This is a genomic window from Planctobacterium marinum (genome assembly GCF_020687805.1).
Taxonomy (GTDB): Bacteria; Pseudomonadota; Gammaproteobacteria; order Enterobacterales; family Alteromonadaceae; genus Planctobacterium; species Planctobacterium marinum.
The window spans coordinates 471,491-498,355 of record NZ_JAJEWQ010000003.1 but is presented as its reverse complement, the minus strand read 5'-3'; the positions used below and the strand labels follow the sequence as shown (position 1 = coordinate 498,355).

At 47.7% G+C, this 26,865-nt stretch carries 24 protein-coding genes; 19 read left to right on the top strand and 5 right to left on the bottom strand.

Annotation, left to right across the window (positions count from 1 at the left end):
• Positions 1 to 61: 61 nt before the first annotated feature.
• The 8 genes from LJ740_RS11925 (at position 62) to LJ740_RS11890 (ending at position 11,467) form a co-directional block, all read left to right on the top strand.
• The gene (locus LJ740_RS11925; protein WP_229529313.1) at positions 62 to 2,737 is read left to right on the top strand and encodes a TonB-dependent receptor; all 2,676 of its coding nucleotides are present in this window, start codon (positions 62 to 64) and stop codon (positions 2,735 to 2,737) included.
• A 150-nt stretch (positions 2,738 to 2,887) separates the two neighbouring features.
• Positions 2,888 to 5,449 carry a family 20 glycosylhydrolase gene (locus LJ740_RS11920; protein WP_229529312.1) on the top strand — a complete coding sequence of 854 codons (2,562 nt, stop codon included), beginning with the start codon at positions 2,888 to 2,890 and terminating at the stop codon, positions 5,447 to 5,449.
• A 79-nt stretch (positions 5,450 to 5,528) separates the two neighbouring features.
• On the top strand, positions 5,529 to 6,461 hold the full coding sequence (locus LJ740_RS11915; RefSeq protein WP_229529311.1) for a BadF/BadG/BcrA/BcrD ATPase family protein: 933 nt from the start codon (positions 5,529 to 5,531) through the stop codon (positions 6,459 to 6,461).
• Positions 6,462 to 6,472: 11 nt separating this feature from the next.
• Positions 6,473 to 7,471 (top strand): glucosamine-6-phosphate deaminase NagB-II, encoded by a 999-nt coding sequence (gene nagB-II, locus LJ740_RS11910; protein ID WP_229529646.1) that lies wholly within the window; start codon positions 6,473 to 6,475, stop codon positions 7,469 to 7,471.
• A 15-nt stretch (positions 7,472 to 7,486) separates the two neighbouring features.
• A complete protein-coding gene (gene nagA / locus LJ740_RS11905) occupies positions 7,487 to 8,629 on the top strand; it encodes an N-acetylglucosamine-6-phosphate deacetylase (RefSeq protein WP_229529310.1) in 1,143 nt (380 codons plus the stop codon).
• 2 nt (positions 8,630 to 8,631) lie between these two features.
• Entirely contained in the window at positions 8,632 to 9,954 is a 1,323-nt protein-coding gene (locus LJ740_RS11900; RefSeq protein ID WP_229529309.1) for a sugar MFS transporter, read from the top strand.
• A 254-nt stretch (positions 9,955 to 10,208) separates the two neighbouring features.
• A complete protein-coding gene (locus LJ740_RS11895) occupies positions 10,209 to 10,577 on the top strand; it encodes a DUF3192 domain-containing protein (protein WP_229529308.1) in 369 nt (122 codons plus the stop codon).
• Between the two features lie 245 nt (positions 10,578 to 10,822).
• Positions 10,823 to 11,467 carry a GNAT family N-acetyltransferase gene (locus tag LJ740_RS11890; protein ID WP_229529307.1) on the top strand — a complete coding sequence of 215 codons (645 nt, stop codon included), beginning with the start codon at positions 10,823 to 10,825 and terminating at the stop codon, positions 11,465 to 11,467.
• Between the two features lie 9 nt (positions 11,468 to 11,476).
• Here LJ740_RS11890 and LJ740_RS11885 read toward each other — a convergent pair whose 3' ends face one another.
• Both LJ740_RS11885 and LJ740_RS11880 read right to left on the bottom strand, forming a co-directional pair.
• The gene (locus LJ740_RS11885; protein WP_229529645.1) at positions 11,477 to 11,782 is read right to left on the bottom strand and encodes a DUF3301 domain-containing protein; all 306 of its coding nucleotides are present in this window, start codon (positions 11,780 to 11,782) and stop codon (positions 11,477 to 11,479) included.
• A gap of 2 nt (positions 11,783 to 11,784) precedes the next feature.
• Positions 11,785 to 12,795, bottom strand: coding sequence for a DUF3549 family protein (locus LJ740_RS11880; protein WP_229529306.1), 1,011 nt, complete (start codon positions 12,793 to 12,795; stop codon positions 11,785 to 11,787).
• A 196-nt stretch (positions 12,796 to 12,991) separates the two neighbouring features.
• Between LJ740_RS11880 and LJ740_RS11875 the strand changes: the two genes are divergently transcribed.
• From LJ740_RS11875 to LJ740_RS11865, 3 genes are read left to right on the top strand one after another with little or no spacing between them, the layout of a single operon-like run.
• Positions 12,992 to 13,369 (top strand): YqcC family protein, encoded by a 378-nt coding sequence (locus tag LJ740_RS11875; RefSeq protein WP_229529305.1) that lies wholly within the window; start codon positions 12,992 to 12,994, stop codon positions 13,367 to 13,369.
• The gene (truC, locus tag LJ740_RS11870) at positions 13,353 to 14,159 is read left to right on the top strand and encodes a tRNA pseudouridine(65) synthase TruC (protein WP_229529304.1); all 807 of its coding nucleotides are present in this window, start codon (positions 13,353 to 13,355) and stop codon (positions 14,157 to 14,159) included. The genes LJ740_RS11875 and truC overlap by 17 nt, the downstream gene beginning before the upstream one ends.
• Positions 14,147 to 14,590 (top strand): flavodoxin domain-containing protein, encoded by a 444-nt coding sequence (locus LJ740_RS11865; RefSeq protein ID WP_229529303.1) that lies wholly within the window; start codon positions 14,147 to 14,149, stop codon positions 14,588 to 14,590. The genes truC and LJ740_RS11865 overlap by 13 nt, the downstream gene beginning before the upstream one ends.
• A 109-nt stretch (positions 14,591 to 14,699) precedes the next feature.
• Here the strand turns inward: LJ740_RS11865 and dapD are convergent, their stop codons facing one another.
• The 3 genes from dapD to map are packed head-to-tail and all read right to left on the bottom strand — an operon-like array spanning position 14,700 to position 19,024.
• Positions 14,700 to 15,524, bottom strand: coding sequence for a 2,3,4,5-tetrahydropyridine-2,6-dicarboxylate N-succinyltransferase (gene dapD, locus LJ740_RS11860; RefSeq protein WP_229529644.1), 825 nt, complete (start codon positions 15,522 to 15,524; stop codon positions 14,700 to 14,702).
• Between the two features lie 38 nt (positions 15,525 to 15,562).
• Positions 15,563 to 18,193, bottom strand: coding sequence for a [protein-PII] uridylyltransferase (gene glnD, locus LJ740_RS11855; RefSeq protein ID WP_229529302.1), 2,631 nt, complete (start codon positions 18,191 to 18,193; stop codon positions 15,563 to 15,565).
• 36 nt (positions 18,194 to 18,229) lie between these two features.
• Positions 18,230 to 19,024, bottom strand: coding sequence for a type I methionyl aminopeptidase (gene map, locus LJ740_RS11850; protein WP_229529301.1), 795 nt, complete (start codon positions 19,022 to 19,024; stop codon positions 18,230 to 18,232).
• Positions 19,025 to 19,345: 321 nt separating this feature from the next.
• Between map and rpsB the strand changes: the two genes are divergently transcribed.
• The 8 genes from rpsB (at position 19,346) to rseP (ending at position 26,830) form a co-directional block, all read left to right on the top strand.
• Positions 19,346 to 20,077 carry a 30S ribosomal protein S2 gene (rpsB, locus tag LJ740_RS11845; protein WP_229529300.1) on the top strand — a complete coding sequence of 244 codons (732 nt, stop codon included), beginning with the start codon at positions 19,346 to 19,348 and terminating at the stop codon, positions 20,075 to 20,077.
• A gap of 180 nt (positions 20,078 to 20,257) precedes the next feature.
• Positions 20,258 to 21,130, top strand: coding sequence for a translation elongation factor Ts (gene tsf, locus LJ740_RS11840; RefSeq protein WP_229529299.1), 873 nt, complete (start codon positions 20,258 to 20,260; stop codon positions 21,128 to 21,130).
• Positions 21,131 to 21,332: 202 nt separating this feature from the next.
• Positions 21,333 to 22,061 (top strand): UMP kinase, encoded by a 729-nt coding sequence (pyrH, locus tag LJ740_RS11835; RefSeq protein ID WP_229529298.1) that lies wholly within the window; start codon positions 21,333 to 21,335, stop codon positions 22,059 to 22,061.
• A 19-nt stretch (positions 22,062 to 22,080) separates the two neighbouring features.
• The gene (gene frr / locus LJ740_RS11830; RefSeq protein WP_229529297.1) at positions 22,081 to 22,638 is read left to right on the top strand and encodes a ribosome recycling factor; all 558 of its coding nucleotides are present in this window, start codon (positions 22,081 to 22,083) and stop codon (positions 22,636 to 22,638) included.
• 11 nt (positions 22,639 to 22,649) lie between these two features.
• On the top strand, positions 22,650 to 23,396 hold the full coding sequence (gene uppS / locus LJ740_RS11825) for a polyprenyl diphosphate synthase (RefSeq protein ID WP_229529296.1): 747 nt from the start codon (positions 22,650 to 22,652) through the stop codon (positions 23,394 to 23,396).
• Between the two features lie 12 nt (positions 23,397 to 23,408).
• A complete protein-coding gene (locus LJ740_RS11820; protein WP_229529295.1) occupies positions 23,409 to 24,272 on the top strand; it encodes a phosphatidate cytidylyltransferase in 864 nt (287 codons plus the stop codon).
• A gap of 15 nt (positions 24,273 to 24,287) precedes the next feature.
• Complete coding sequence (gene ispC / locus LJ740_RS11815) at positions 24,288 to 25,481, top strand: 1-deoxy-D-xylulose-5-phosphate reductoisomerase (protein ID WP_229529294.1); 1,194 nt, start codon at positions 24,288 to 24,290, stop codon at positions 25,479 to 25,481.
• Positions 25,481 to 26,830, top strand: coding sequence for a sigma E protease regulator RseP (gene rseP / locus LJ740_RS11810; RefSeq protein ID WP_229529293.1), 1,350 nt, complete (start codon positions 25,481 to 25,483; stop codon positions 26,828 to 26,830). The genes ispC and rseP overlap by 1 nt, the downstream gene beginning before the upstream one ends.
• Positions 26,831 to 26,865 lie beyond the last annotated feature (35 nt).

Sequence of the window (26,865 nt, the reverse complement as noted above, 5' to 3'; positions counted from 1 at the left end):
CAAAATTTTTTGAAGTAAAATGACAACGTTGTCAAAACGGCAAACTGAGGAAAATGGGAACATGAACACAACAAATCTTACCAGGCTGTCTCGTGGCATTAAGGTCGCTCTCGCTTCAGGTGCACTGAGTCTTTTGGCTCAACCTGCACTGGCACAAGAGGAGACTGCTGATAATGTCGAAACTATCGAAGTAACCGGTATTCGTGGCAGTCAAAAAGCCAACATCAATGCGAAGCGTTTTTCTAACGCCATCGTGGATGCCATCAACGCAGAAGATATCGGCAAGTTTCCGGATAAAAACGTGGCTGAATCTTTGTCGCGCATTCCGGGGATCACCATTGACCGTGATTTCGGTGAAGGGCAGGGGGTAACGATTCGTGGTATTCAACCTGATAAAAACCTGACATTGCTGAATGGCCAGGCAGTAGGTACTGCACAGTGGTTTGTATTAGATTCAGCAGGTCGTAACTTTAACTTTGAAATGCTGGCGTCTGAAATGGTGGCAGGTCTGGAAGTCTACAAGTCAGCGCAGGCCGATATTGATGAAGGCGCAATCGGTGGTACGGTGATTTTACGGACGCGCAAGCCGTTAGATCTTGAATCAGGTACCATGCAGGCCTCTGTTGAAGCCCAATACAATGATTTGTCAGAAGACACTGACCCGTCTTTATCCGGCCTTTACAGCTGGAAAAACGAGGACGAAACCTTTGGTGTGTTAGTGTCTGCTTCTTTCCAGGAGCGCAATGTACGTCGTGAAACGAATGAAGACTTTGGTTGGTTTGGCCCGTCTGTTGCCCGTATTGAAGAGGCATTAGAAGCTCCCGCCGGAGCATCGCAAAAAGGTGCGGTTGCCTGGGGTATGGGGTCAGCATTATTCCAGCAGGAACGTGAACGCATCGGTTATGATATTACGGCGCAGTGGGCCCCCAGTGATGATCTGGACATGACACTGCATTATCTTAGCTCGACATTAAAAGCGTCCAATGTGAACTCTAACCTGATCGGTATCCCGTTCCGTGGTGTGTTCGCGATGGGCGATAACCCCAATCCTGGTACAGTCAACAGCGATGCAGTGATTGACAGTATTCAGGTTTTCGGTGTTGACAACCGTCCAGGTTGGGCGCGCCATATGGCTTACGATAATATCTTCCGCGATGGTTCAGAAGCCTCCACTGAGTTGCTTGATTTTGAAGGTAACTACAATACTGAGTCAGGTAAGTTGCATTGGCAAATCGGTCGCACAGTGGGTGAAGGTATCAACAACGACTTCTTCACAGAGTTTTGGGTAGACCACACCGATCCACGTGCTGCCTTTAACTACTACAACCCCGACAGCACCAATCCTTATATTGATTTCGTAGGCCCCAGCCCCTGGTTACAAAACCCTGGCGACGAAATGTGGTTAGGCGGCATCTTCGACCAAAGTAACGTGTCTGAAGACGAAGAAACATATCTGCAGTTGGATTACACCCACGACGTCAGTTGGGGCGCAGTCAACAGCATTAAATCGGGTCTTAAAATTCGCAATCGCTCGTTTGAACAGAATCGTTACCGGACTACACTAAACAACCTGGCCCCAGTTGGTGAGGGTAGCCTTGGCCCGGCCAGCCAATTCTGGTCAGGTGATATGGTTGATGTATCGCACAGTAATACTAATGGTGTTGCGGCTTCTTACTTCATGCCTGACAAAGACGCTATGTACAACGCAATGTATGCTGTGGCAGAGTGTGTGGGTGGTGAAACCGAACTTTGCCGCACCGACAACGTGTTCCTGAGCGAAGCTTCTTATGCCATTGACGAAGACATCACTGCCCTGTACACCATGGCTAATTTCGAAGATGAGAACATTCGCGGTAACATCGGTTTGCGTTATGTTACTACTGATCAGGATTCGCAAGGTTATGATCTTGCCACTGGCACACCCACTTCCGAATCTGATGATTATTCAGCCTGGTTGCCCAGCGTCAACGTATCTTATGATTTAACCAGTGACGTGGTATTACGTGCTGCTGCTGGTAAAACCATTGCACGTCCTTCACCGTTTCAATTGTCAGCGTCTTACAACCTGACACCGGAAACCAGTTCAGGTAGTGCCGGTAACCCGAATCTGAAAGCCGAGCGCGCAACCAGCTTTGAAATTGGTGCCGAATGGTATTTCACTGATGCGTCTGTCTTTGCTGTAACGGCATTCACCAAAGACCGCTCAGACATTATTGTTGATAAGATCATCGCCAAAGAAGTGAATGGGGTTCTGATCAATCAGTTGAATACCCCAATCAATACGGGTACGGCAACGGTTGAAGGTATTGAAATTCAATTGCAACACGCCTGGGACAACGGTTTTGGTGGTTACTTCAATGTTACCTATAACGATGTCAGTGAATTAAAAGACGGTGATACTCTGATTGACTTGCCTTACAACTCAAAAGAGTCTTATAACCTGGGTGTGTACTATGAAAACGATTTGTACAGTGCGCGTCTGAACTATACGCATCGCTCCGAGTATTTCCTGGCCTTAACTGAGTTTGGTAATCGTTATCGCGACGAACAATCGCAGTTGGATGCGCAGTTTAGCTGGAACGTGACCGAGGATATTACGCTGAAGTTTGAGGCGTTGAATATCACTGATGAGATCTGGGAAAACTACTACGAGCGCGCTACTGACGGACATCGCGTAGGTGGTACCCAAAGCTCTAACGGCAGACGCTTCTTTGCCGGAGCCAGCTTTAAGTTTTAATAAAGTGTGTGTATGTCAATTACCCGTATTGTACGCTTAATCGGGTAATATCTACAAGGATGTAGAAAACTGGCATAGTGTGTTACTGGCTCTGTTGCTGATGTCGCAGAGCCAGCTTTTACAAACATTCTGAAAGTAAGGTGTTGGTTAATGAGATTGCTAAGTAAAACGTTGATTGTCATGAGTATTTGGGCGATAGCTTCAAGTGCTGCAACTGCCAGAGCAATGTCATTAGCCGATTTATCTGAAAATTTACAGGTGCAATACCAGGTACTGTCTAACCTGGATGACACCGATTGTGAAACCTTGTTCAAAGGCCCCTGTTTTACCGGGCAAATTCGCCTGTCATTACCCCAGCGGAATTCAGTTGCGCCCTTTGCTCTGTATTTCAGTCATATTGCACCTATAAAGTGGGATGATCATGAGCAATTGGATATTCAGCATATCAATGGTGATTTACATCAGATCCGCTTTACCGGCACGGAGTTCAGTCAGTTAGCAGAACAGACCATTGGTTTTAAAGCTGCCTTCTGGCATGCGTCACACTCCGACGTTATGCCCAATTATTTTGTGGTGTCGGAAACCGGTGAGGCCTTGCTGGTAAAGTCTACTGAACCAGAATCAGACACTGAAACCGGATTGCAACGCTTACCTCATTTGGTACCTCACATCAAACCTGAGCAATATCGTCGCCATGCTGATGACAAATTAGCCTTGGCGGATGCAAACTGGCACTACCGGCATTACCAGGCCATGTTGGGCAATAACCCGCAACCTGATGCTACGCCCCGAATAATCCCGGCTATGAAACAGGCGAACTGGTCTTCACAAGGGCTAGTGTCTTTGCAAGACGGTGTGGCGATAAGTTGGGGGAGCTTTGTTGAGAATAGCCTGCTAACTGAGTTATTGGCGCAGGCGGGGGTAAGCGCTAACGCAGAGGCAACCCAACTGGTGCTTAACAAAGATGATAGTTTATTGCCGTCTCAGTACCGACTGAGCTTGTTTGAGAATAAAATCTTGTTGTCCGCTGCTGATGAAACGGCGTTGCAGTACGGGTTTGTCAGTTTGTTTCAGTTACTTGCATTGCACGGTTTGCAATTGCCATTGGGCGCGATTGACGATGCACCACGTTATCACTATCGCGGTGTGCACGTTGATTTGTCACGCAACTTTTTGGGTAAAAAACCGCTGTATCAGCTGTTAGAGCAGATGTTTCTGTTGAAACTGAATAAGCTACATTTACATCTGGCCGACGATGAGGGCTGGAGACTGCAAATTCCTGGACTACCGGAATTAACTGATGTAGGCGCATTCAGGTGTTTTGACCCGGCGGAAGATCAGTGTTTGTTGCCGCAACTGGGCAGTGGTCCACACCGTGAAAATACGGTGAATGGTTATCTGACGGTACAGGATTATCAACAATTACTGGAATATGCCCACGCACGGCATATCGAAATTATCCCCTCCTTTGATTTACCTGGCCATGCCAGAGCCGCGGTTAAAGCGATGGAGTCTCGCTACCGGAAATTCAAAGCCAGTGAAGATATTGCCGCTGCAGAAGAGTTTTTGCTGTCGGATTTTGGTGACGATACTAAATACAGTTCGGTGCAGTTTTATCACGACAATACCGTGAATCCTTGCATTGATTCGACCTATCATTTCATTGATACCGTCATCGGTAAAGTAAAGCAGTTGCATCAGCAAGTGAATGCGCCTTTAACAACCTACCATATTGGCGCTGATGAAACCGCGGGTGCCTGGATAAATTCTCCCGCGTGCCGTCAGCTGATTGCCGAACGTGAAGATTTAACTGGCGTACAGGATATCAAGCCAATGTTTCTGGCAAGAGTGATTGATATCGTCGCGCAGCACGGTTTAAAGGCCGCTGGCTGGAGCGACGGAATGCATAAGGTTATCGATTCGCAGGCACAACAAGGCCATCAGGTGAATGTCTGGGATACTTTATTCTGGGGTGGGCACAAGATAACCAATGAGTTTAGTGAAAAAGGCTGGACCACGGTGTTGTCAAACCCGGATGTGCTGTACTTCGATTTCCCCTATGCGAATCACCCGCAGGAAACCGGCTATTACTGGGCATCAAAGAATACCGATGAATTCAAGGTATTCCAGTTTATGCCGGAGAATCTGGCCGCCAACGCCAGTCAGTGGCTGGATCGTATGGGTCAACCTTATCAGGCTGTCAATGAATTCAAAAACAGTTCCCGCGTTGCCGGAATGCAAAGTCAAATCTGGACTGAGGCAGTGCGTACACCGGGAACTTTTAATTATTTGATGTATCCAAGATTACAGGCTTTTGCTGAACGTGCATGGCACCAGGCTGGCTGGGAGATGCCGGCACAATATCAACAGTCATTCGAGTTTCAGGAAACCGCAACGTTTCGCCAACTGCAACTTCAGGACTGGGCGGGATTTAGTGCGACACTAACAAACTATTTCAGCAGTCCATTGTTAGCGAATGTGCCCTTCAGATTAGGCCCTCCGGGAATACAGGTTGAAGGCGAACAGGTGAAGGTCAATACGGCGTGGCCAGGGCTGGAAGTCCAGTGTCGTTGGCAGGGTGAGGAATGGTTGCCAGTGAATAACACGATACCGTTAAAGCAGGGCGAATCTCAGATTGAATGCCAGACGGTATTGCCTGAAATCCAAAAGCGCAGCCGCATTGCGAGCTTGCCTTTAGCATCGGGAAACTGATGTTTTCATGACCAAAAATGACAGCGTTGTCATGTTTGTGTGCGCTATCTAAGCGATAAACAGCAGCAGGAGAGAAAAATTGATTACCGAAGAAACTCTGTTTTTGGGTGTTGATGGCGGTGGCAGCAAGTGCCGTGTCATCCTACAAGATGCTCAGGGCAGAACATTGGGAGAGGGATTATCCGGAGCTGCTAATTTGTTGCGCGGAGTGAAAGCCTCACAAAATGCCGTCATGACTGCCTATTATCAGGCCCGTGAGCAGGCGGGACTGGAAAGTAAGGATGACCATCGGGTCATTGCCGGCCTGGGGCTGGCCGGGGCGAATATTGAACACCTGAAGCAGGCGTTTTTGAGTCAATGGCAAGTAGACTTTGCCGGAGTATATTTAACCACCGATTTAGAGATTGCCTGCCTTGGCGCACACAAAGGCGAGCCTGGCGGGGTAGTGATCATAGGTACCGGAAGTTGTGGATTAGTGATTGCCGAGCAGCAAAATTATGCGCTGGGAGGGCATGGCTTTTTATTGGGTGATAAGGGCAGCGGAGCCTGGTATGGCCTGAAAGCGATGCAGCACTGTCTGGAAGCGATTGATGGTTTACAACCCAAAGGTGAACTGGCGTCTGCCGTGATGGCACTGACCGGTTGCCAGGATGAATCTGATCTAATCACCCGTTATGCCAATGCTATGCCCAAAGAGTTTGCGGTATTGGCGCCACTGGTCTTCAAACAAGCGCAGTTGGGTGAACCGGCAGCCAAAAAGTTATTGCAGGAAGGTGTCGGCTATATTGAAAGTCTCTGTTTAAAATTACTGGACAAAGGCCCTTGCCGATTCAGTCTGATTGGCGGGTTATCTCCTCTGGTTGCCCAGCAGTTGTCGGCTGATCTGCAGCAGCGTCTGTCACCGGCGTTAAACGATCCGGAAGTCGGCGCGATTCTATACGCCAAACAAGCCTTGCACCTGTCGAAGCAATGCCAGGCTTCAGACACCACAAACACCTATTCTGAAACTTAAAGAGAGCACTTATTATGAGCAGTATCATGGCGCGTGAAGCGTTATCAACACCAGCAATCATTCAGCATCAAATACGAGCGAACCAGCCTGTTATTGAAAACCTGGTACAGGAAATAAAAGCCAGGGACATTAAGATGATCATGATGGTAGGGCGTGGCTCGTCGGATCATGCCGGGGTGTTTGCAAAGTACTTATTTGAAGTGGAATTGGGAATTCCCGTTTGTTTTGCGGCTCCGTCGGTAGGGGGGGTATACAAAAAAACCTTAACCCTGGAAAATACGCTGGCAATTATCATTTCTCAGTCTGGTAAAAGTCCTGATTTGCTGAATCAGACCAGGGCAATCCAGGCGGCGGGCGCCTATTGTGTAGCACTGGTAAATGACGGTTTTTCACCATTGGCCGCGATGGCCGACGCGGTGTTGCCGGTCAGAGCGGAAGAAGAGCTGGCCGTGGCTGCCACGAAAAGTTATCTGGCAACCCTGTCTGCCTTGTTACATCTGACAGCCGTGTGGAAGCAAGATGAGATCTTGCTCAATGATTTGCACAAACTACCTGAAGCCTTGGGTCACGTGTGTGAAGGTCAGGGGCAACTGAAATCCGAATTTTTACGGGGCTTGCGTCACTGTGTCGTACTGGGTCGAGGATTTGGTTATGCTATTGCCAGAGAAATCGCGCTGAAACTTAAAGAGGTGTGTAGTATTCACGCTGAAGCTTTTAGTAGTGCTGAGTTCATTCACGGACCGGTGACGCTGGTAGAAAACGAACTTGCCGTGATCAGTGTTGATATTCAGGATGAGTCCCATCAGGTGCATCAGGAGCAGGTAAACAATGTCAGTCATCGCGGTGCGAGAATGGCGACTTTGACACACCATGCTTCCGCTTTGTCACCGCGTCTTTTACCTTTGTTGGTTATGTTGCGTTTTTACCTTGACGTTGAACAGGTGGCACAAACTATGGGGATGAACCCTGATGCGCCTCCCGGGCTGAAAAAAGTAACGGAAACTCACTAAACAGGATTGTATCAGATGACAGACAGGCAGTTTACCGTAGACAACGCACTCACCGACAGCGGTTGGATACAACAGCCGTTGGTTTCGATCAGTGCGGGAAAAATTGTGGCAATTGAGCCTGCACAACAAAAGCAGGCGGAACATTTTACAGGTACGTTATTGCCAGGTTTATTCGATTTACAGGTCAATGGCGGTGGCGGTCAGTTACTGAATCTGTCACCGACATTACAGACCATTGAACAGATGGTGGCCGCTCACCGGCAGTTTGGCACGACGGCGATGTTGCCCACCCTGATAACGGATCAATATTCGGTGATGCAAAGCAGTGCAGATGCCGTCGCTGAGGCCCTGGATAGCGGATTGGAAGAAGTGCTGGGGGTGCATTTTGAAGGACCCTTCTTAAACCAAAAGAAGAAGGGTGTGCATCCTGAGCACTTCATCCGGTCCATATCAGATAGAGAGCTGACGCTGTTTTGTCGCAAAGATCTTGGCAAAGTTCTGGTTACACTGGCACCCGATAATGTCTCTGCGGACGTTATTAAAGATTTGGTGGGGCAGGGTATTCACGTGTGTCTGGGTCACTCCAATGCCACTTATGAACAAACTTGTGCTGCTCTGGAAGCCGGAGCGACGGGATTCACGCACATTTATAATGCAATGTCACCATTGCAATCTCGTGCACCTGGCATGGTAGGCGCGGCATTGGCTGACAAATCGTCATTTGCCGGGTTGGTGCTGGATCACTACCACGTACATCCTGCCGCCAGCCGATTCGCGATCGATTGCAAAGGCATTGACAAGGTATTTTTAGTGACCGATGCCATGGCACACGTAGGCAGCCAGTCTGACGAACTCCCGTATTTTGATAGTGTCATTCGACGCCAGAACAATAAGCTGACAACGCCGGATGGCACGCTTGCGGGCTCCTGTCTGGACATGTGGCAGGCGGTATTGAATGCCCATCGAGATCTTGGGTTGTCATTGCAAGATGCCGTTATTATGGCCGCAAAAACGCCAGCCAGTTACCTTGGACTTGATAATGTCGTTGGCAGTATCAAACCTGGAAACCGTGCCGATTTTATTTTAATCAATCAGGATCTTGCTATTGATAAAGTGTTTGTAGCAGGCGACATTAGATATAACGGAGCAGGAGCCTAAAAATGACCAGTAATTGTGAAACTCAAAGTATGCCAGAAACAAAAAGTAGTCTTATCCCTATGTTAATCATAGGTACCCTGTTTTTTGTGTTTGGCTTTGTAACCTGGTTAAACGGAGCACTGATCCCCTTTTTGCAAATGGTCTGTCAGTTGTCAGAGACTCAGGCGCTGATGGTGGCTTTTTGCTTCTATGTGGCCTACGTCGTCATGGCTTTACCGATGGCCATGGTGTTGGAAAAAACCGGTTACCGCATGGGCATGGTGATCGGTCTGGGGTTGATTGCACTAGGGGCGTTACTGTTTGTACCGGCGGCACTTTCCAGAGAGTTTGCGCTGTTTTTAGGTGCGCAGTTTATCATGGGCTCTGGTCTGACTATTTTGCAAACCGCTTCCAATCCATACATTGTTAAAATCGGCCCGGAAGAAAGTGCAGCTGCCCGTATCGCTGTTATGGGCTTGTTGAATAAAGCGGCAGGTGTATTGGCTCCGCTATTATTTACCGCTTTGGTATTGGGTGACTTTGCCCACATCACCAGTTCTGCACTGGAGAGTATGAGTGAAGCTGACCGCTTGTCACAGATCGAAATGATGTCTACCGGGCTGGTGACACCTTACATCGGTATGGCAGTGGTATTGGTATTGCTCGCTATCGGGTTAAAGATGTCTTCTTTGCCTGAAATTTCACTTAATGATGCCCAGGAAGAAAGCAGCACAAGCACCGATTCAGTATTGCACTATCCGCAATTGGTTTTAGGGGCTGTGGCTTTGTTTTTCTACGTCGGTGTTGAGGTTATTGCCGGTGATACAATTGGTCTGTACGGTTCTAAACTGGGGATCGCCAATGCCACGTCACTGACCTCTTTGACCATGTTTGGTATGGTAGCTGGTTACCTGGCAGGGCTGGTATTGATCCCCAGGTTTCTTAAGCAACAACAGGCATTGTTGATTTCGGCCATACTGGGATTAGTGCTAACGGCCATGATCTTATTCGCGGATGTTGAACAACAAAACTTTTCATTCCTATGGGCGTGGGCAGGCTTTGAAGGCGTACCAGATGTCATCACCTGCGTGGCACTGTTGGGTTTGGCCAATGCTATGGTTTGGCCGGCACTATGGCCACTGGCGTTGGCGGGGTTAGGTAAACTGACCTCGAAAGGCTCCGCAATCTTAATTATGGGGATTGCCGGCGGCGCGGTAATGCCTTTGGGGTATGGTTTGCTGTCAGACAGTTGGGACAGTCAGTCCGCCTATGTGATCATGCTGCCCTGTTATCTGTTTATCCTGTTTTATGCATTGGTGGGATATCGTCTTCGACAATGGCGATAAGCCACGCATATTCGACAATGGCCGCATAAGCGGCCTTTTTTGTAATTAATAAATTCACTCTTTTTTGGTGATATTCACTAAGTTTTGGTATTTGATTCACTTTTGATTAAGCCAAAATTCATACAATCAAGCTATAACTCTATATAAATCAAAGGTTTGAAAACCTGGTCTGCATATTGAATTCCAGTTTCAAAAGCGACGCTACATACCGTGACTGCAGCGTTAATAGAACACACCTTAATGGAGAAATAAAAATGAAAAAGCATTTATTAGCACTGGTTGTTGCCGCCCCTTTAGCCTTTGGACTAGGCGGTTGTGTGATTTCAGTGGACGGTGATGGTTGGGACGGTCATAACGTCGATTGGGAAGACCGCGAATACAAAAACCGTAAAACCATTGCTAACCTTGAGTTGGATCTGGGTACTGAACAGGTCAAGTCGCGATTAGGTGTGCCGGACTTTAATGAAACATTACGTCGTGATGGTGAAACTTTCACCGTATTGTTCTATCGCACACAACGCATGCACGGTGACGGAAAAACCACCAAAGACGAATGCACACCGTTAGTGTTCAAAAACGGTTTACTGATAGGTTGGGGTGAAACCGCATTAGACCGAATCTGATTATTTAGTTATCCGCATGTTTTGATGGGAGAGTAGTGCCCCCCCATCTCTCCCTGATGACACAATACCAGTTCCATTATGTAATGGCACTGGTATCAAGCTGGCTTAGCCAGCTTTTTCCTTTATTGAGGCTCGTCACGTCCACTTGTCAGACCACTGCCCGAAACTGTGATTTATTGTTAACGCTTTGTTAACAAATGTTGTGTCTTATTGTACATTCAAATAAACCGGTAACAGGAAATGTGATGAATACCAGCGAAGCACAGGCGCTCAATAAAAATATCAAAGCGGTATTTCTGACTGCGGAAGATCTCAAAGTGGCAGGCTCTATCTTATATCAGGCCTATCATGATGATCCGCTTTTTATCGATATTTTTCAGGCTCAAAAAGAAGGTTATGAACAGCGCCTGCGTTCAGCGATTCGGGAGGAGCTCAATGCGTTCTGGATGGCAAAACAACCCATGGTGGGGTTATTTCAAAAAGAACGGTTGCTGGCGGTTGCCTGCCTGACTCATTCTGATTCGGCGTTTGAGCCAGGGCGCTTTTGGCATTGGCGGTTAAAAATGTTGTTAACAGCAGGCTTTTTTTCTACCAGACAAATGATCGAAAAAGACCAGAAAATTCAACAGAATGTGCCCGCAGAACATTATCATTTATTGTCGTTTATTGGTGTTCATCCCGATGAACAGCATCACGGCCTGGGTCATTTACTGATGTCAGCTGTGGAGTCGGTTATGCTGGACAATGCCAACAGCAGCGGCGTTGCTGTCTATGCCACCTTACCTAAGTACATGCACTTCTTTGAAGACACCGGCTACCGCCTGGTAAAAGAACTTGAGGTGGGTCATATCAGCGGACATCTGATGTTCAGAGACCGTCCCGGGCAATAGTCGTCGGGGCTAATTCATGCGATAGGGAGGCACTGTGGCCGACAAGGCGCGAAGCCCTTCCATTTCCAGTATCCCCTGATATTTGTCTTCTCCGTTACCGGAAAACTCAAAAATAAATTGGGTTTTCCAGTCGGGCTTTCCACGCACCAGGCCGAAGCGGGTTTTATCTCTGGCAACACTGATCAACTGCAGTCCTTGTTTTTCACAATAGTTACTCAGATAGCGATTGGCGGCTTCACTGATGGCTCTTATCCGCCAAAATTGCGCGATGACAACCACAATAATTAAGATAAACAGAATATCGACAAGGGATATCATTAATTGCTACGTCCAAATAATTGATTTATACCTTTTGCCAGCAGCTCACTGCGCTCAGGATCCCTGAGGCGTTGCAGCATGATGTCTCTGAGTCCGGGAATTTGTACCAGGTCGGAATACAAGGCGGGCAGTAAATCCAGTCGGGCCGCTTCCTGCATGTACGCAGTTAAAAACGGGTAATCTTCCAGTAACTGCCAGTGGCGACCGGCGATTACAATCAGGGTATCAGCAGTACTCAGAGATTGTTCCAGGATAACCTTCAGGTTAGCGCGAAGCTCTGTTAAACCATCAAAATGAGTTAACGCTCGCAGCAGGTGATTAAAGATTTTTTCTTCTGGCCTGGCGGCTTTTAGCTGCTGAAACAAGAATTGGCTTAATGCTTCGGGCAATGCCGTGTTTTCCATTGATGCCAGCAATGAATGCTGAACCACCTGGTCATAACTGGCAAAGTTTTGCTCGATGTGTTTGGCGTTGTGGTCCAGATTGAGATTAAACACCACGTCACTTAAACCTTGAACTGCAATGATTTGCCAGTCATGCAAGTCAGGCCGGGCGATATAGTTTTTGGCATCGTTATAAAATTGCCCGGGGGGCAGACCCAGCCTTTTTTTTGCGAAACTATTGAAGTCAGCCAGTTGTGCCTGATTAGGGGTAAACAGAAAAGGATTATCGGGTAGCGATTTTTCGCTGTCGTCGTTTAACAGTTCCGTGCCCAGGGCCTCAACCACTATGCTGAGAAACTGGTCGCGCTGTGCAGTAATAACATTGCCTCGTTCATCCAGTGGCAGTTTGATAAACCAGATATAATGTTGGCTGGACAAACTTTTATTCCAGAATAAAATGCCCAGCCACATCATTTGTTGCCTGGGCAACGGTGCCGGTGCGGCTGCCGTTTCGATATTCAAAAATGCCTGGTTGTCCAGCAATCTGAAAGCCCGGCCCATATCTACGATGCGATATTCGGTACCGGCTTCTAATAAAAACTCGCTTATCGTAGTGATTCTGGTCATGTAGCTCTCTGAAATTAATTGCAAATCGCGGTATTATACCCAAACTAAACGCTTTTTACTCAAGTCCCTGGGCGCATCCTGTCGACGGCGTTATTGTGCTGCGTATGCGGCCGGGATCGTTGGCCCCTTTTTCACGCAGGCGACAGCTTCAAATTCGCAACTGTGAATTAAGCTTACCTGGGTAATGCTAATCTATTTGTTATCGTGTAAATGGAGGTGGTTTCTGACTGGCACAGACTCAAACGCCAAATGCGCTCAACTGGCTCTGTCAAACCAGTTGCAGGAACTGGAGGCGACACTGAAAAAATTCAACCTGTGGCAATACAATAAGTTGTCAGTTGCTCAGGTAACCAATCCTTTTGGCGTCGGCCAGATCAGCTTTTCGCAGTGGCTGCAGTTTATTTATTTGCCAAAAATGCGTTTGCTTATTACATCAGGGCAAACCGTACCAGTGGCCAATATCACTCCCTACGCTGAAGAAGTGTTGGCCGGACATGAGGTAAGGACTGCGCTTTTGCGCATCTTAGCCAGCCTGGATAATCTGTCTGCGAAGTGCCATGAACCTGTCCTCTGAACCTATGTCCTGCCCTGAATTACATATTCCGGAACAGTTGCCCCTGTTGTATCAGGATGAGTGCATGGTCGTGGTGGACAAACCCGCCGGACTCCTGGTGCATCGCAGTATGATTGACCGGCATGAAACCCGGTTTGCCATGCAGATGGTGCGTGATCAGATTGGTCAACATGTATTTCCGGTACATCGCCTGGATAAACCGACGGCCGGCATCCTGGTATTTGCTTTGAATTCAGAAACCGCCCGCTTACTCAGCGAGCAACTGGCGCAACATTTGATGGAAAAGCGCTATCTGGCGGTGGTACGTGGATATATCGCAGAGCAAGGTATCGTTGATCATCCTCTGCAGGAAAAGCTGGATAAGATTGCCGATAAAAAGGCCCGACAGGACAAGCCTGCACAGGAGGCGATATCGGCATTTCGTTGTTTACAACAGGTGGAATTACCGCATTCGGTGGGTAAGTATCCTACCGCCCGTTACAGCCTGGTACTATTGGGGCCGCAGACCGGACGCAAACATCAATTGCGTCGCCATATGTCCCATTTGCGACATCCGATTGTGGGTGATGTGAATTATGGTGACAATAAACACAATCGTTTTTTAAGAGAGTCTTGTAATTTCCCCGGTCTGGCATTATGGTCCCACCAAATTAAATTCAGTCATCCCCATAGCGGTGAACAGATAACACTTAATTGCAGTTTGTCTGACCGTTTTGAGAAATTATGGACGCAATGGGGCTTGGACGAGACAACGATTAATCATTTATGGAGAACCTGGTGGCCAGTGTAAGTATTTTTGTCGGCTCGGTATACGGCAACGCCCAGCATGTTGCTGAACAATGTGAAGAGAAATTGGTTGAGATGGGGCACGATGTCACCCTGTTTGGCGAGCCTGAAATTGGCGATTTTAAAGACGCAGAAAATGTGGTGGTCATCACCTCTACAACCGGGCAAGGAGACTTACCACCTAACATTGAATTTTTTGCCCAGGATTTGCGCGATCAGATGCCATTAATGACCGGTAAATCCTTTGCAGTCGCAGCTTTGGGTGATAGCAGTTATGGCGATACCTTTGGCGGTGCTGGTCGCACTATGTTTGATATCCTCACCGAGCTACAGGGCAGCCCACTGGCGGACTTGTTTATTGTCGATGCCATGGAAACCTTTGAGCCAGAAGCTGAAGTCGTGCCCTGGGTGGAGCAGTTGTTTAAGATTAATTAAAGCCTGTTGAACTGCTATCGAATCCCATAGCAAAAATCAACAGACTGCAGAAATGGGTGGGGCAGGAGGAAAGTCATTCCGCCCCACATTAAGCGGTGTTTTGGCGGTGTTATTCCGCGCCGCGAAGTAGCGCATTAATGCCGACTTTCGAGCGGGTTTGCGCATCTACTTTTTTCACAATAATGGCGGCATACAGGCTGTACTTGCCATCTTTTGAAGGCAGGTTACCCGGTACCACAACGGCGCCAGCCGGTACGCGACCATAGTGAACTTCGCCGGTTTCACGGTCGTAAATTCTTGTGCTTTGACCTATATAAACACCCATTGAAATCACGGCGCCTTCTTCAACGATCACGCCCTCAACAATCTCAGATCGGGCACCGATAAAGCAATTGTCTTCGATAATGGTGGGGTTGGCCTGCAGTGGCTCCAGTACGCCACCGATTCCCACACCGCCAGATAGGTGCACGTTTTTGCCAATCTGTGCACAGGAGCCTACGGTCGCCCAGGTGTCAACCATGGTGCCTTCATCCACAAAGGCGCCGATATTGACGTAGGAGGGCATCAGTACCACATTTTTACCTATGTAACTGCCGGTACGTACTGTGGCCGGAGGTACGACGCGCATACCTTCCTGTTGAAATTGTTCGGCGCTGTAATCGGAGAATTTTAACGGGACTTTGTCGTAAAAGCGGCTTTCTGCACCGTCCATGACGGCGTTGTCATGCAGTCGGAAAAACAGTAATACGGCCTTTTTAAGCCATTGATGAACCACCCATTCACCGGCAATTTTTTCGGCTACGCGCGCTTCACCTGAATTCAGTAGGGCGATGGATTGTTGCACGGCCAGTTTAACAGCGTCATCTGCTGTAGCCGGAGTGATATTGGCGCGCTTTTCAAATGCTGCTTCGATGATGGTTTGCAAGTCTGACAAATTGCTCATGCGGTGTTTAGTTCCTGTTGGTTCAATAATTAGTGATTGTCTGACAGTCGCTCAGTGACTTTTCGTTTTAATTCCACCTGTTGCTCATTGCTCAGGCATTTTCCTTCGCCATTGCTGAGAATAAAGAGATCTTCTGCTCGTTCACCGATGGTGGTGATCTTAGCGTGGTGTAACGAGAGATCCTGTTCGACAAAAATGTGCCCCAATTTGGCCAGTAACCCTGGCGCATCTAAGGCTTCTAACTCCATCATGGTAACGTCATCCTGATTACCAAAAAAGCGTACTTTGGTGGGTACTGCGAGTTGTTTAAGCTGCCTGGGGATGCGGCGTTTATTCACGTGTTCTACGCCAGGTTTTTGTAATTGTGTCACAATAGCGTCTTGCAGGCTTTTCAATCTGCTGGGGGAGCTTATGCGTTTTCCGTCCTGTTCCAAAATAATAAAACTGTCAAAGATATAACCATCTTTGGTGGTCATTAGTTGGGCGTCCTGAATCGAGCAGTTGCGACTGTCTAAAACAGAGGCCACCTGTGCAAACAGGCGAGGGCGGTCTGCGCCGTATAACATCAGCTCGGTGCCACTTTTTGCGGTGCCATCGGTTACGGCGACCACTAATGGGTATTGTTCATTGTATTGGTTGTGCAGGACAATATGCGTGTGCCAGGCGATTTGTTCCGGTTTAAAGCGGGCAAAGTAGTCTGGCGGAAAGTTTTCCCAGGCTTTCAGGACCGCTGACTCTTCATAGTCTTCCAGCAGCGATTTCATAGCGCTGGCTTTGTGCTCATCTTCCCGGGACTGCAGGTCCACTTTGTTTTCCAGGCCGTTCTCCAGGGCTTTTTGGGTCATGATGAACAGCTCTCTCAACAACGAAGACTTCCATTCATTCCACAAGTTACTGTTCGTGGCTCTGATATCTGCCAGGGTCAAGGCGTATAAGTGCTCCAGATGTTCCTGGGTTCTTACTGTCGCAGCAAACTCCTGGATAACTTCCGGATCATAAATATCACGGCGCTGGGCAACCACCGACATCAACAGGTGGTGTTCTACCAGCCATTTAATCAGATTCTTGTCTTTTTCGGGAATGTCATGCAACTGGCAAAATTGCTCAACATCTTGCGCCCCTAATTTGGAATGATCACCATTGCGGCCTTTGGCAATATCGTGAAATATTCCGGCTAAAAACAATAATTCAGGTTTATCTGCGTTGCGCATAATGCGGCCACAGCGAGGAAATTCATGATCATTTTCTTTGCGGTTGTAACGGGCCAGGTTTTTAATCAGGCGGTGAGTATGTTCGTCTACTGTGTAGGCGTGAAACAAGTCGAATTGCATCATGCCAACGATGTGGTTCCACTGCGAAATATAACTCTGCATGATGCCGTGCTTATGCATCAGATCCCAGGCCAGCTCAAAGAACTCTGGTTTTTTGACTAACTCTAAAAAGACCGTGCGACATTCCGGGTACTGACACAAAAAAATGTCCTGCTCCTGATATACCCGACGTGCATTGCGTAAAAGTCGCAAAGTAGTGGCGTGCAGTCCTGTGATGTCAGAATAGTCAGAAATAATGTGAAAGAAATCCATAATTTTGACCGGACTGTCAAAAACTTTATCGTGTTTGGCGTGGATCAGGCCGCCTAACACATTAAAATCAGCTGAAATGTCAGCGGTAACCTTGAGCTTTTCCCGCAACATTTCATGGCGGAAATGGCCCAGCAGCATTTCATTCAGCTCCCGTACCCGGCGCACTACACGGAAAAAGGCTTTCATCATTTTTTCGACAGAGGCTTTGCCATCATCACCGTAGCCAAGTCGACGGGCCACCTCTGGCTGATAATCGAATAACAAACGGTTTTCACTGCGACCAGCGATAATGTGCAGTACGAAGCGAATACGCCATAATTGGGTGCGACATTCGGTCAGTTCATCTAACTCTTCGCGGGTAAAATAACCGTAATCTACCAGGTCTTTTCCTTTGAGCACGCTAAAATGCTTTTTAGCGACCCAACCAATACATTGGATGTCCCGCAAACATCCGGGGTTCTCTTTAATATTGGGTTCCAGGTTATAACTGGTGCCATTGAATTTGGCATGCCTGATTTGCTGCTCATCGTATTTGGCGGTGTAGAACAATTTGCTGGGCCAAAACGCCCTCGACTGCATCTTGTCGTGTAAATCTTCAAAAACGGTTTTGCTACCGGCCAGCACTCTGGATTCAATCAGATTGGTGGCAATGGTGACATCTTCTTTGGCCAGTTTGATGGTTTCTTTTACTGTTCTGACCGATTGACCTATGTCCAGTCCGATGTCCCAGAGTATGGTGATAAATTGCGTCACCTTTTCCTGGATGGTTTTATCTAACGCTTTGTGAGACAGAATAAGCAGGTCAACATCCGAATGTGGTTGCAGGTGACCGCGCCCATATCCGCCCACGGCCACCAGGGCCAGTTGCGGCACATCCTGTAAATCCAACAAGCGCCAGATATGGCTTAAAACGGTATCAACAAAGGCCGCACGCCCTGTCACCAGGGTATTTACATCGGTGGTTTCGAATTCCTTTTCCAACCACTCGTAGGAGTTACTAATACATTCTTTAAATGCCTGAGTATTGCCGGGGCTGGTGATTAACCGCACCTGGCTGAGTAGACTTTGAAATGCCAATGCTGTGTCCCCTGCAATAATATGGTGGCGAATGAGTTAAGCGGCTTTAATGACTCTGTCGATGGTTTCGTCAGAGCGAAGCGTGAGAATTTCGCAACCATCACTGGTTACCAGCAGGGTATGTTCCCACTGTGCACTCAGGCTTCGGTCTTTGGTGACCACGGTCCAGTCATCTGGTAATAGTTTGCTGTAGCGCTTTCCGGCGTTGATCATGGGTTCGATGGTAAAACACATGCCTTCCTTGAGTACTTCTCCGGTTCCCGCTTTGCCGTAGTGCAGGATTTGCGGTTCTTCGTGGAAACTGGCGCCTATGCCATGACCACAATATTCCCGCACTACTGAGTAATGGTGTTTTTCTGCGTGTTCCTGGATCACTGCGCCGATGTCACCAATACGTGTACCTGGTTTGACAATTTCGATACCTTTGTACAGACATTCCTGCGTAATGGTGATGAGTCGTTCTGCCAAAATACTGGGTTTGCCCACCACAAACATCTTAGACGTGTCGCCGTGGTAGCCGTCTTTAATTACGGTGACATCGATATTAACAATGTCGCCATCTTTCAGTTTTTTGTCCGACGGGATGCCATGACAAATAACGTGATTCACCGAAGTGCAGATAGATTTTGGAAAAGGCGGGTTGCCATAATTTAACGGTGCAGGAATTCCCCCCTGCACGTTGACTATATAGTCATGACAAATTGTATTGAGTTGGTCTGTGGTCACACCTTTTTTGACGTGCTCACCGATCATTTCCAGGACTTCTGATGCAAGTTTTCCGGCCACTCGCATTTTTTCAATTTCTTCCGGGGTTTTGATAGTTATCGTCAAGATTCTTTCCTGATAGAAGGTTTATTACATTTTAAGCCGGTAAGTTTACCTGGTCTGGCATTAGATGTATAGCCAGGCGGACAGCCAGGTCGCCACCATATCCAGATAAAAGCCTTAAAAACGTTGAGTTAGGGGCTGATAAATGGTATAAAGCGCCGCGCCTGAAACATGTGCTCAAAATCTGAGTTGTGTTCCAGCGTATAATTTTATTTAAAACACACATACATCGACACGATTTTCGGGGTGTCTGGCTTTTCTCACGGGAAACAGGATCGAAAATTGGGATGTATGGAGGCCTAACCCCAATTGAGGAAATTAATTATGGCAAACGTGTCTATGCGTGACATGCTGCAAGCTGGTGTTCACTTCGGTCACCAAACTCGCTACTGGAACCCAAAAATGAAGCCTTTCATTTTTGGCGCTCGTAACAAAGTTCACATCATTAACCTGGAAAAAACAGTTCCTTTGTTCAATGATGCACTGTCTTACTTGTCTTCTGTTTCTGCTCGTAAAGGTAAAATCCTTTTCGTAGGTACTAAGCGCGCTGCTGGCGAAGCTGTAAAAGAAGCTGCATTGAAATGCGACCAATACTACGTAAACAAGCGTTGGTTAGGTGGTATGTTGACTAACTGGAAAACAGTTCGTCAGTCAATCAAGCGTCTGAAAGATCTTGAGCAACAATCTCAGGACGGTACTTTCGACAAGCTGACTAAGAAAGAAGTATTGATGCTGACTCGTGAAATGGAAAAGCTGGAAAGCAGCCTGGGTGGTATCAAAGACATGGGCGGTTTACCAGATTGTCTGTTTGTTATTGACGCTAACCACGAGCACATTGCTATCGCGGAAGCGCGTAGCCTGGGTATCCCTGTGGTTTCTGTTGTTGATACTAACACTGACCCAGACGGTATTGATTACATCATCCCAGGTAACGACGATGCGATCCGTGCGGTTCAGCTATATTTGAACGCTGCTGCTGATGCGACTCTTGAAGGTCGTGAGCAAAATCTTGAAGCAATTGCTGAAAACGACGACTTCGTTGAAGCTGCTGAGTAAGATTTAACACAGCATTCATAAATGCATGTTACAAGTCGTAAGACTTGATGAAAACAGGGGCTATGCCCCTGTTTTAAAATAATCTGGTAAATAGAATTTACCCCATATTTTTAAAATGAGACCGACGTCTGGTCTTGTTTTCTACGATGAAATTTAAAACTTATTCCTGAGGATATACAGATGGCTGTAACTGCTGCTCAAGTAAAAGAACTTCGCGAGCGTACCGGCGCCGGTATGCTGGATTGTAAAAAAGCATTGCAAGCGACTGATGGTGACATCGAAGCGGCGATCGAGAACATGCGCAAATCTGGCCAGGCAAAAGCGGCTAAGAAAGCAGGTCGTATTGCTGCAGAAGGTGTGATCCTGACTTCTGTGAACGCCGGTGTTGCCACTATGATGGAACTGAACTGCGAAACTGACTTCGTAGCGCGTGACGAAAGCTTCCTGGCGTTTGGTAACAAATTGGTAGAATTCGCTGCAGCTAACAAGATCAGTGACGTAGAAACTCTGAATGCATCTGAAATCGACGGTGCTGCGGTTTCTGACCTGCGTGATACTCTGGTTGCAAAAATTGGTGAAAACATCAACGTACGTCGCGTTGTTACTGTTGAAGGTGACAACCTGGGCGCCTATGTTCACGGCGCACGTATCGGTGTTATCGCGGTACTAACTGGCGGTTCAGAAGACTTGTCTAAAGACGTTGCTATGCACGTTGCTGCCAGCAGCCCACAATTCGTTAAGCCTGACGATGTACCAGCTGACGTTGTTGAGAAAGAAAAAGCGATCCAAATCGACATCGCGATGCAAAGCGGCAAGCCTGCTGAAATCGCAGAAAAAATGGTTATGGGCCGCATGAAGAAATTCACTGGCGAAATCAGCCTGACTGGTCAGCCTTTCGTTAAAGATCCTTCCATGAGCGTTGGTCAGTTGCTGAAAGACAACAGTGCAGACGTTATCAACTTCATCCGTTTTGAAGTGGGTGAAGGTATCGAGAAGAAGACCGAAGACTTCGCAGCCGAAGTTCAGGCACAAATGGCGGCTGCTAAGCAGTAAGCTGTTTGTAAATAAATCTGACAAAAGCTTTTGCATTAAAGCATTGTCATATAAACTACAGGCACCTCAAAAGAGGTGCTTTTTTTTAAGTACGTTGTTTTTAAAGCATGATTAACACTTTTGTGGTGCTTTTCAGGTAATGTTTACTGAAACGGTTTTTGTTCCCCAATCCCCTGACAATCATTGAGGATGAGAAGTTTTCATGAGTATCAGCTCTAAGCCAGCCTATCGAAGAATACTGTTAAAATTAAGTGGTGAAGCCCTGATGGGTAATGAGTCCTTTGGCATCGACGCCAAAGTCCTGGACCGCATGGCCGCGGAAATTAAAGAGCTGGTGGAACTGGGTATCCAGGTTGGACTGGTTATCGGTGGTGGTAACCTGTTTCGTGGTGAAGGGCTGGCTAAAGCGGGCATGAACCGGGTGGTAGGCGACCATATGGGTATGTTGGCCACGGTTATGAATGGCCTGGCAATGCGCGACGCCTTACATCGCGCCTTTGTAAATGCCCGACTGATGTCCGCAATTCCCCTCAACGGCGTATGTGATGCTTACAACTGGACTGAGGCCATCAGCCTGTTGAAATCCGGTCGTGTGGTTATCTTTTCTGCCGGTACGGGAAATCCGTTTTTTACCACTGATTCGGCTGCCTGTTTACGCGGCATTGAAATCGAAGCCGATGTAGTATTAAAAGGTACCAAGGTCGATGGCGTCTATAATGACGATCCTAATAAGAATCCCGAAGCGGTTTTGCACAAGCACCTGAATTACAGCGAAGTGCTGGAAAAAGAATTAAAAGTGATGGATCTGGCGGCATTTACCCTGGCGCGAGATCACAATATTCCGATTAAAGTCTTTAACATGAATAAAACCGGCTGTCTGAAAGCTGTGGTGATGGGTGAAGACGAAGGTACGTTGATAGACAACAACTAAAATATTTAAGGTTAAGAAAATGATTGATGAAATTTTTGCAGATGCAAAAGAGCGCATGGAAAAAAGCATTTCCGCGCTAAAGGTAAACTTCAGTAAAATCAGAACCGGTCGTGCCCATCCAAGCTTACTGGATAACGTGATGGTATCTTACTATGGTGCAGCGACACCGTTGCGCCAACTGGCTAACGTAGTGGTTGAAGATTCACGCACTCTGGCATTGACCGTGTTTGATAAAAGTGCAATTCAGGCCGTCGAAAAAGGCATTTTGCAATCTGATTTGGGACTGAACCCTATCACTGCCGGTACCACTATGCGAATTCCTCTGCCGCCTCTAACGGAAGAGCGCCGTAAAGACCTCATTAAAGTTGTACGTGGAGAAGCAGAACAGGGCCGTATCAGCATTCGCAACATCCGTCGTGATGCTAATGGCGACGTAAAAGATCTGCTGAAAGAAAAAGAGATCTCCGAAGACGAAGCACGCGCAGCAGAAGACAACATTCAGCAAGCTACTGACCGTTTTGTAAAACAAGTTGATGAGTTGCTGAAAACCAAAGAAGCTGAATTAATGGAAATTTAGAAGCTGGCTTAATGGCAGATCTAAATAAACCAAACGGCATTATGCCGCAGCACGTTGCCATTATTATGGATGGCAACGGGCGTTGGGCCAAACAAAAAGGCAAGCTTCGGACTTTTGGACACAAAGCAGGCGCCGAAGCGGTGCGTTCTGCGGTGGGCTATTGTCTGAAAAACAATATCAAAGCCCTGACGTTGTTTGCCTTTAGCAGTGAAAACTGGCTGCGTCCGGCTGATGAAGTTAAAGCCCTGATGGAGCTATTCGTCTGGGCACTGGGCAGTGAAGCCAAAAAACTCAATAAGAATAATGTCAAGTTGCAGGTCATTGGTGATTTAAGCCGCTTCGATAAAAAATTATTCGCCAAAATTCAGGAAGCTGAAGCGCTGACTGCCGACAACACAGCAATGGTCCTCAATATTGCTGCTAACTACGGTGGTAAGTGGGATATAGCCAATGCCTGCAAAGCTTTGTATCAGGAAGTTAGCGCGCAAAACGGCGATATCAACCAGATTACCGAAGCGGATCTCAACAAACATATTCAGTTATCGAATTTACCGCAGGTGGATTTGTTGATCCGTACCGGTGGTGAACAACGCATTTCTAATTTTTTAATATGGCAGTTGGCCTACGCTGAGTTGTACTTTACCCCTGCCTTGTGGCCTGATTTTGATGACGCAGAGTTTACCAAGGCTGTGACTGAGTTTTGCGGCAGGCAAAGGCGCTTTGGTATGACCGGTGAACAAATTGAGAGTCAAAACTAGGAACTCCAGGTTATGTTAAAACAACGAATTATAACCGCCTTGATATTGGCTCCACTCGCGCTTGGGGCAATCCTGTTTTTGCCAATCCGGGGATTTGAACTGGTTTTTGCGGCAGTAATTGCGTTGGGCGCCTGGGAATGGGCTAATCTGACCGGCCTCACCATTCCTTTATTAAAATCGATTTACACCGCTATTGTGGCAGGGCTATGCATTGCTCTGAGTTTTGTGGTGCCGGTGGATGCCGTCTGGGTGCAGGGGGAGTTGGTTCCCTTATATAAAAATATTCTTATTGCCGCCGGTGTCTGGTGGGCGTTATCACTCTTTTTGATCATTGCCTACCCGAGATACAGTCTGGTTTGGCGCTCCAGTGTATTACTGCGAGGCATTTTTGGGTTACTGACTCTGATACCCACCTGGGTTGCCGTGGTGGTCTTGCGCACCAGCCTGTTCGACGTCGATCCGCTTTATGGCGCGTCTCTGATTTTTTACGTTTTAGGCATTGTTTGGGCCGCTGATGTGGGCGCCTTTTTTGTGGGCGTTAAATTCGGACGTCACAAGCTCAGACCCAATGTGTCCCCGGGTAAAACTATCGAAGGCTTACTGGGTGGTGTTGGTGCCTCCTTTGCTATCATTGCTTTTGCGGCAATGCATTATCACGTCGACCCATCGCGCATCTGGTTGCATGTCCTGGTGGGCGGTCTTACAGTGGCGGTCAGTGCCCTGGGTGATCTCAATGAAAGCATGTTCAAACGCTGCGCCGGTTGTAAGGATAGCGGGAACCTGTTACCCGGGCATGGCGGTATTCTGGATCGGATCGATAGCTTAACCGCGGCTTTTCCGATTTTCGCCCTGTGTTATGTCATGTGGATGGCCTAAGCTGAACTTCTTGCCATGATCCAGTCAAACGCTAATACGACGCAAAATATCACCGTCTTAGGTGCTACCGGCTCTATCGGGTTAAGCACGCTGGATGTGGTGTCACGCCATCCCGAAAAATACCGGGTATTCGCATTGAGTTGCCATTCCCGGGTAAAAGAGCTGGTGGAACTGGCTAAGATACATCAGCCGAAACACCTGGTGACCAGTAGTAAGGCCGATTATCCGAAATTAAAAGCCTACAGTGAAGAGACGGGATTAGCCTGCCAGGTACATTTAGGAAATGACGCACTTTGCATGATCGCTGCAGACGAAGAAGTCCAGGTGGTCATGGCGGCTATTGTGGGCGCGGCAGGGTTATTGCCGACTCATGCAGCTGTGCAGGCGGGTAAACGCGTATTGTTAGCGAATAAAGAGTCCTTAGTGATGTCCGGCAATTTATTTATGGATGCAGTACAGCAAAGCGGTGCTGTATTACTGCCGGTGGACAGTGAACACAACGCAATTTTTCAATGTCTGCCACAACAGGGTTTTTGCCAAAAGTCGATTCGCAAGATTTTGTTAACAGGCTCCGGTGGTCCGTTTTTACAACGCGACCTGGCAACGTTTGCCGATATTACGCCGGAACAAGCCTGTAAGCACCCTAACTGGTCTATGGGACAAAAAATATCTGTTGATTCCGCGACCATGATGAATAAGGGTCTGGAGTTTATTGAAGCCTGTTATCTGTTTGGTGTGGCGGGAGATGACATTGAGGTGGTTATTCATCCTCAGAGCATTGTGCATTCGATGGTGCAATATGCCGATGGCTCTGTGTTGGCGCAAATGGGTCAGCCGGACATGCGCACTCCCATAGCGCATACGCTGGCCTGGCCTGAACGTATTGAATCGGGGGTGGCATCGCTGGATTTCTCACAACTGACAGACTTACAGTTTCTCAAGCCTGACTTTGCGCGTTTTCCCTGTCTGCAATTAGCGATAGATTGTGCTTATAAAGGCCAGGCTGCTACGACTGCCCTGAATGCCGCCAACGAAGTTGCTGTGGCCGCTTTTTTGGCCAGAAAAATTCGCTATACCGATATTTTTAAACTGTGTTTAGCGACGGTAGAACAAACCCCTGACAACAAGTTGTCATCACTTGCAGATATCCTTGAGTGTGATAAACATAGTCGTTTGTTTGCGACGAACTATATGGAGACTCTGCTTTAATGTTGGATTTTTTGCAAAACCTGACCGCGTTTATCGTGGCGCTTGGGATTCTGGTGGCAGTTCACGAATGGGGGCATTTTTACGTTGCCCGGCTTTGTGGTGTGAAGGTACTCAGGTTCTCTGTTGGGTTTGGCAAGCCATTGTGGCGAACGCACGACAAGCAGGGCACCGAATATGTGGTGGCCATGATCCCGTTAGGCGGTTACGTGCGCATGCTGGATAGTCGGGTGGATGATGTTAATGAGCAAGATCAGGCCGTTACCTTCAACAGCCAACATGTGCTAAAGCGCATCGCCATTATTGCCGCAGGTCCCCTCACCAATTTTGTATTTGCTATTTTTGCCTTGTACCTGATGTATCTGATGGGCGTTGAAACCGTGCGTCCGGTCATTGGTAATGTTACCTCGGGCAGTATTGCTGCACAGGCGGGGTTGCCCAAAGATGCGCAAATTAATCGCATTGGTGAGCGCGAAGTAAGGGACTGGAATGCGATCAATCTGGAACTGGTGTCTCATATTGGCAAGTCGTCAATGGATATTGGTACCTATACGGCCTCCAATATGACGGAAAAGCGTTATCAGCTTGACCTGTCAAGCTGGCAATTTGATCCCGAAACTCAGTCAGCGATTCGCGCTTTGGGTATCGAACCCTTCAGACCGGCCATTACCACCACTATAGGATTGGTGGCCGAAGATTCGCCAGCAGCGCGAGCCGGGATACAAAAAGATGACAAAATTTTAAGTATTGACGGAACTCCCATCGATAAATGGGAACAAATAGGGGAGTATCTCACCGGGCGCGGTGGTGATACCGTGGGCGTTATGGTGCTCAGAGAGGGGCGGGAAACCCCGGTTATGGTGCAGGTGGGCTTTCGTGAAGATAATCCGAATGTGGGTTATCTGGGCGTGGTACCCCAACAGGAACCCTGGCCTGAGGAGTACATATTTAACCAACAATATGGATTGGTTGCAGCCATGGGGGCTGCTATGGATAATACATGGCGCTTAATGACATTGAGTGTCGAGATGATCGGCAAATTGTTAACCGGTGATGTATCGGTTAAAAATTTAAGTGGCCCTATTTCTATTGCGCAGGGCGCAGGTGCCAGTGCAGGTTATGGCCTGGTGTATTTCCTGAGCTTTTTAGCGCTCATTAGTGTTAATTTAGGGATCATTAATCTGCTTCCGTTACCCGTCCTGGACGGCGGACATTTGCTTTATTACTTCATAGAGCTGGTGACCGGAAAGCCTGTACCAGAATCGGTTCAGGAAATTGGGTTTCGCATAGGTGGCATTTTACTCTTTATGTTGATGGCAGTGGCGATTGTAAACGACATCGGGCGTTTGTAGGACTCACGCTTTTTTTAACAATGCTGAATAAGTTT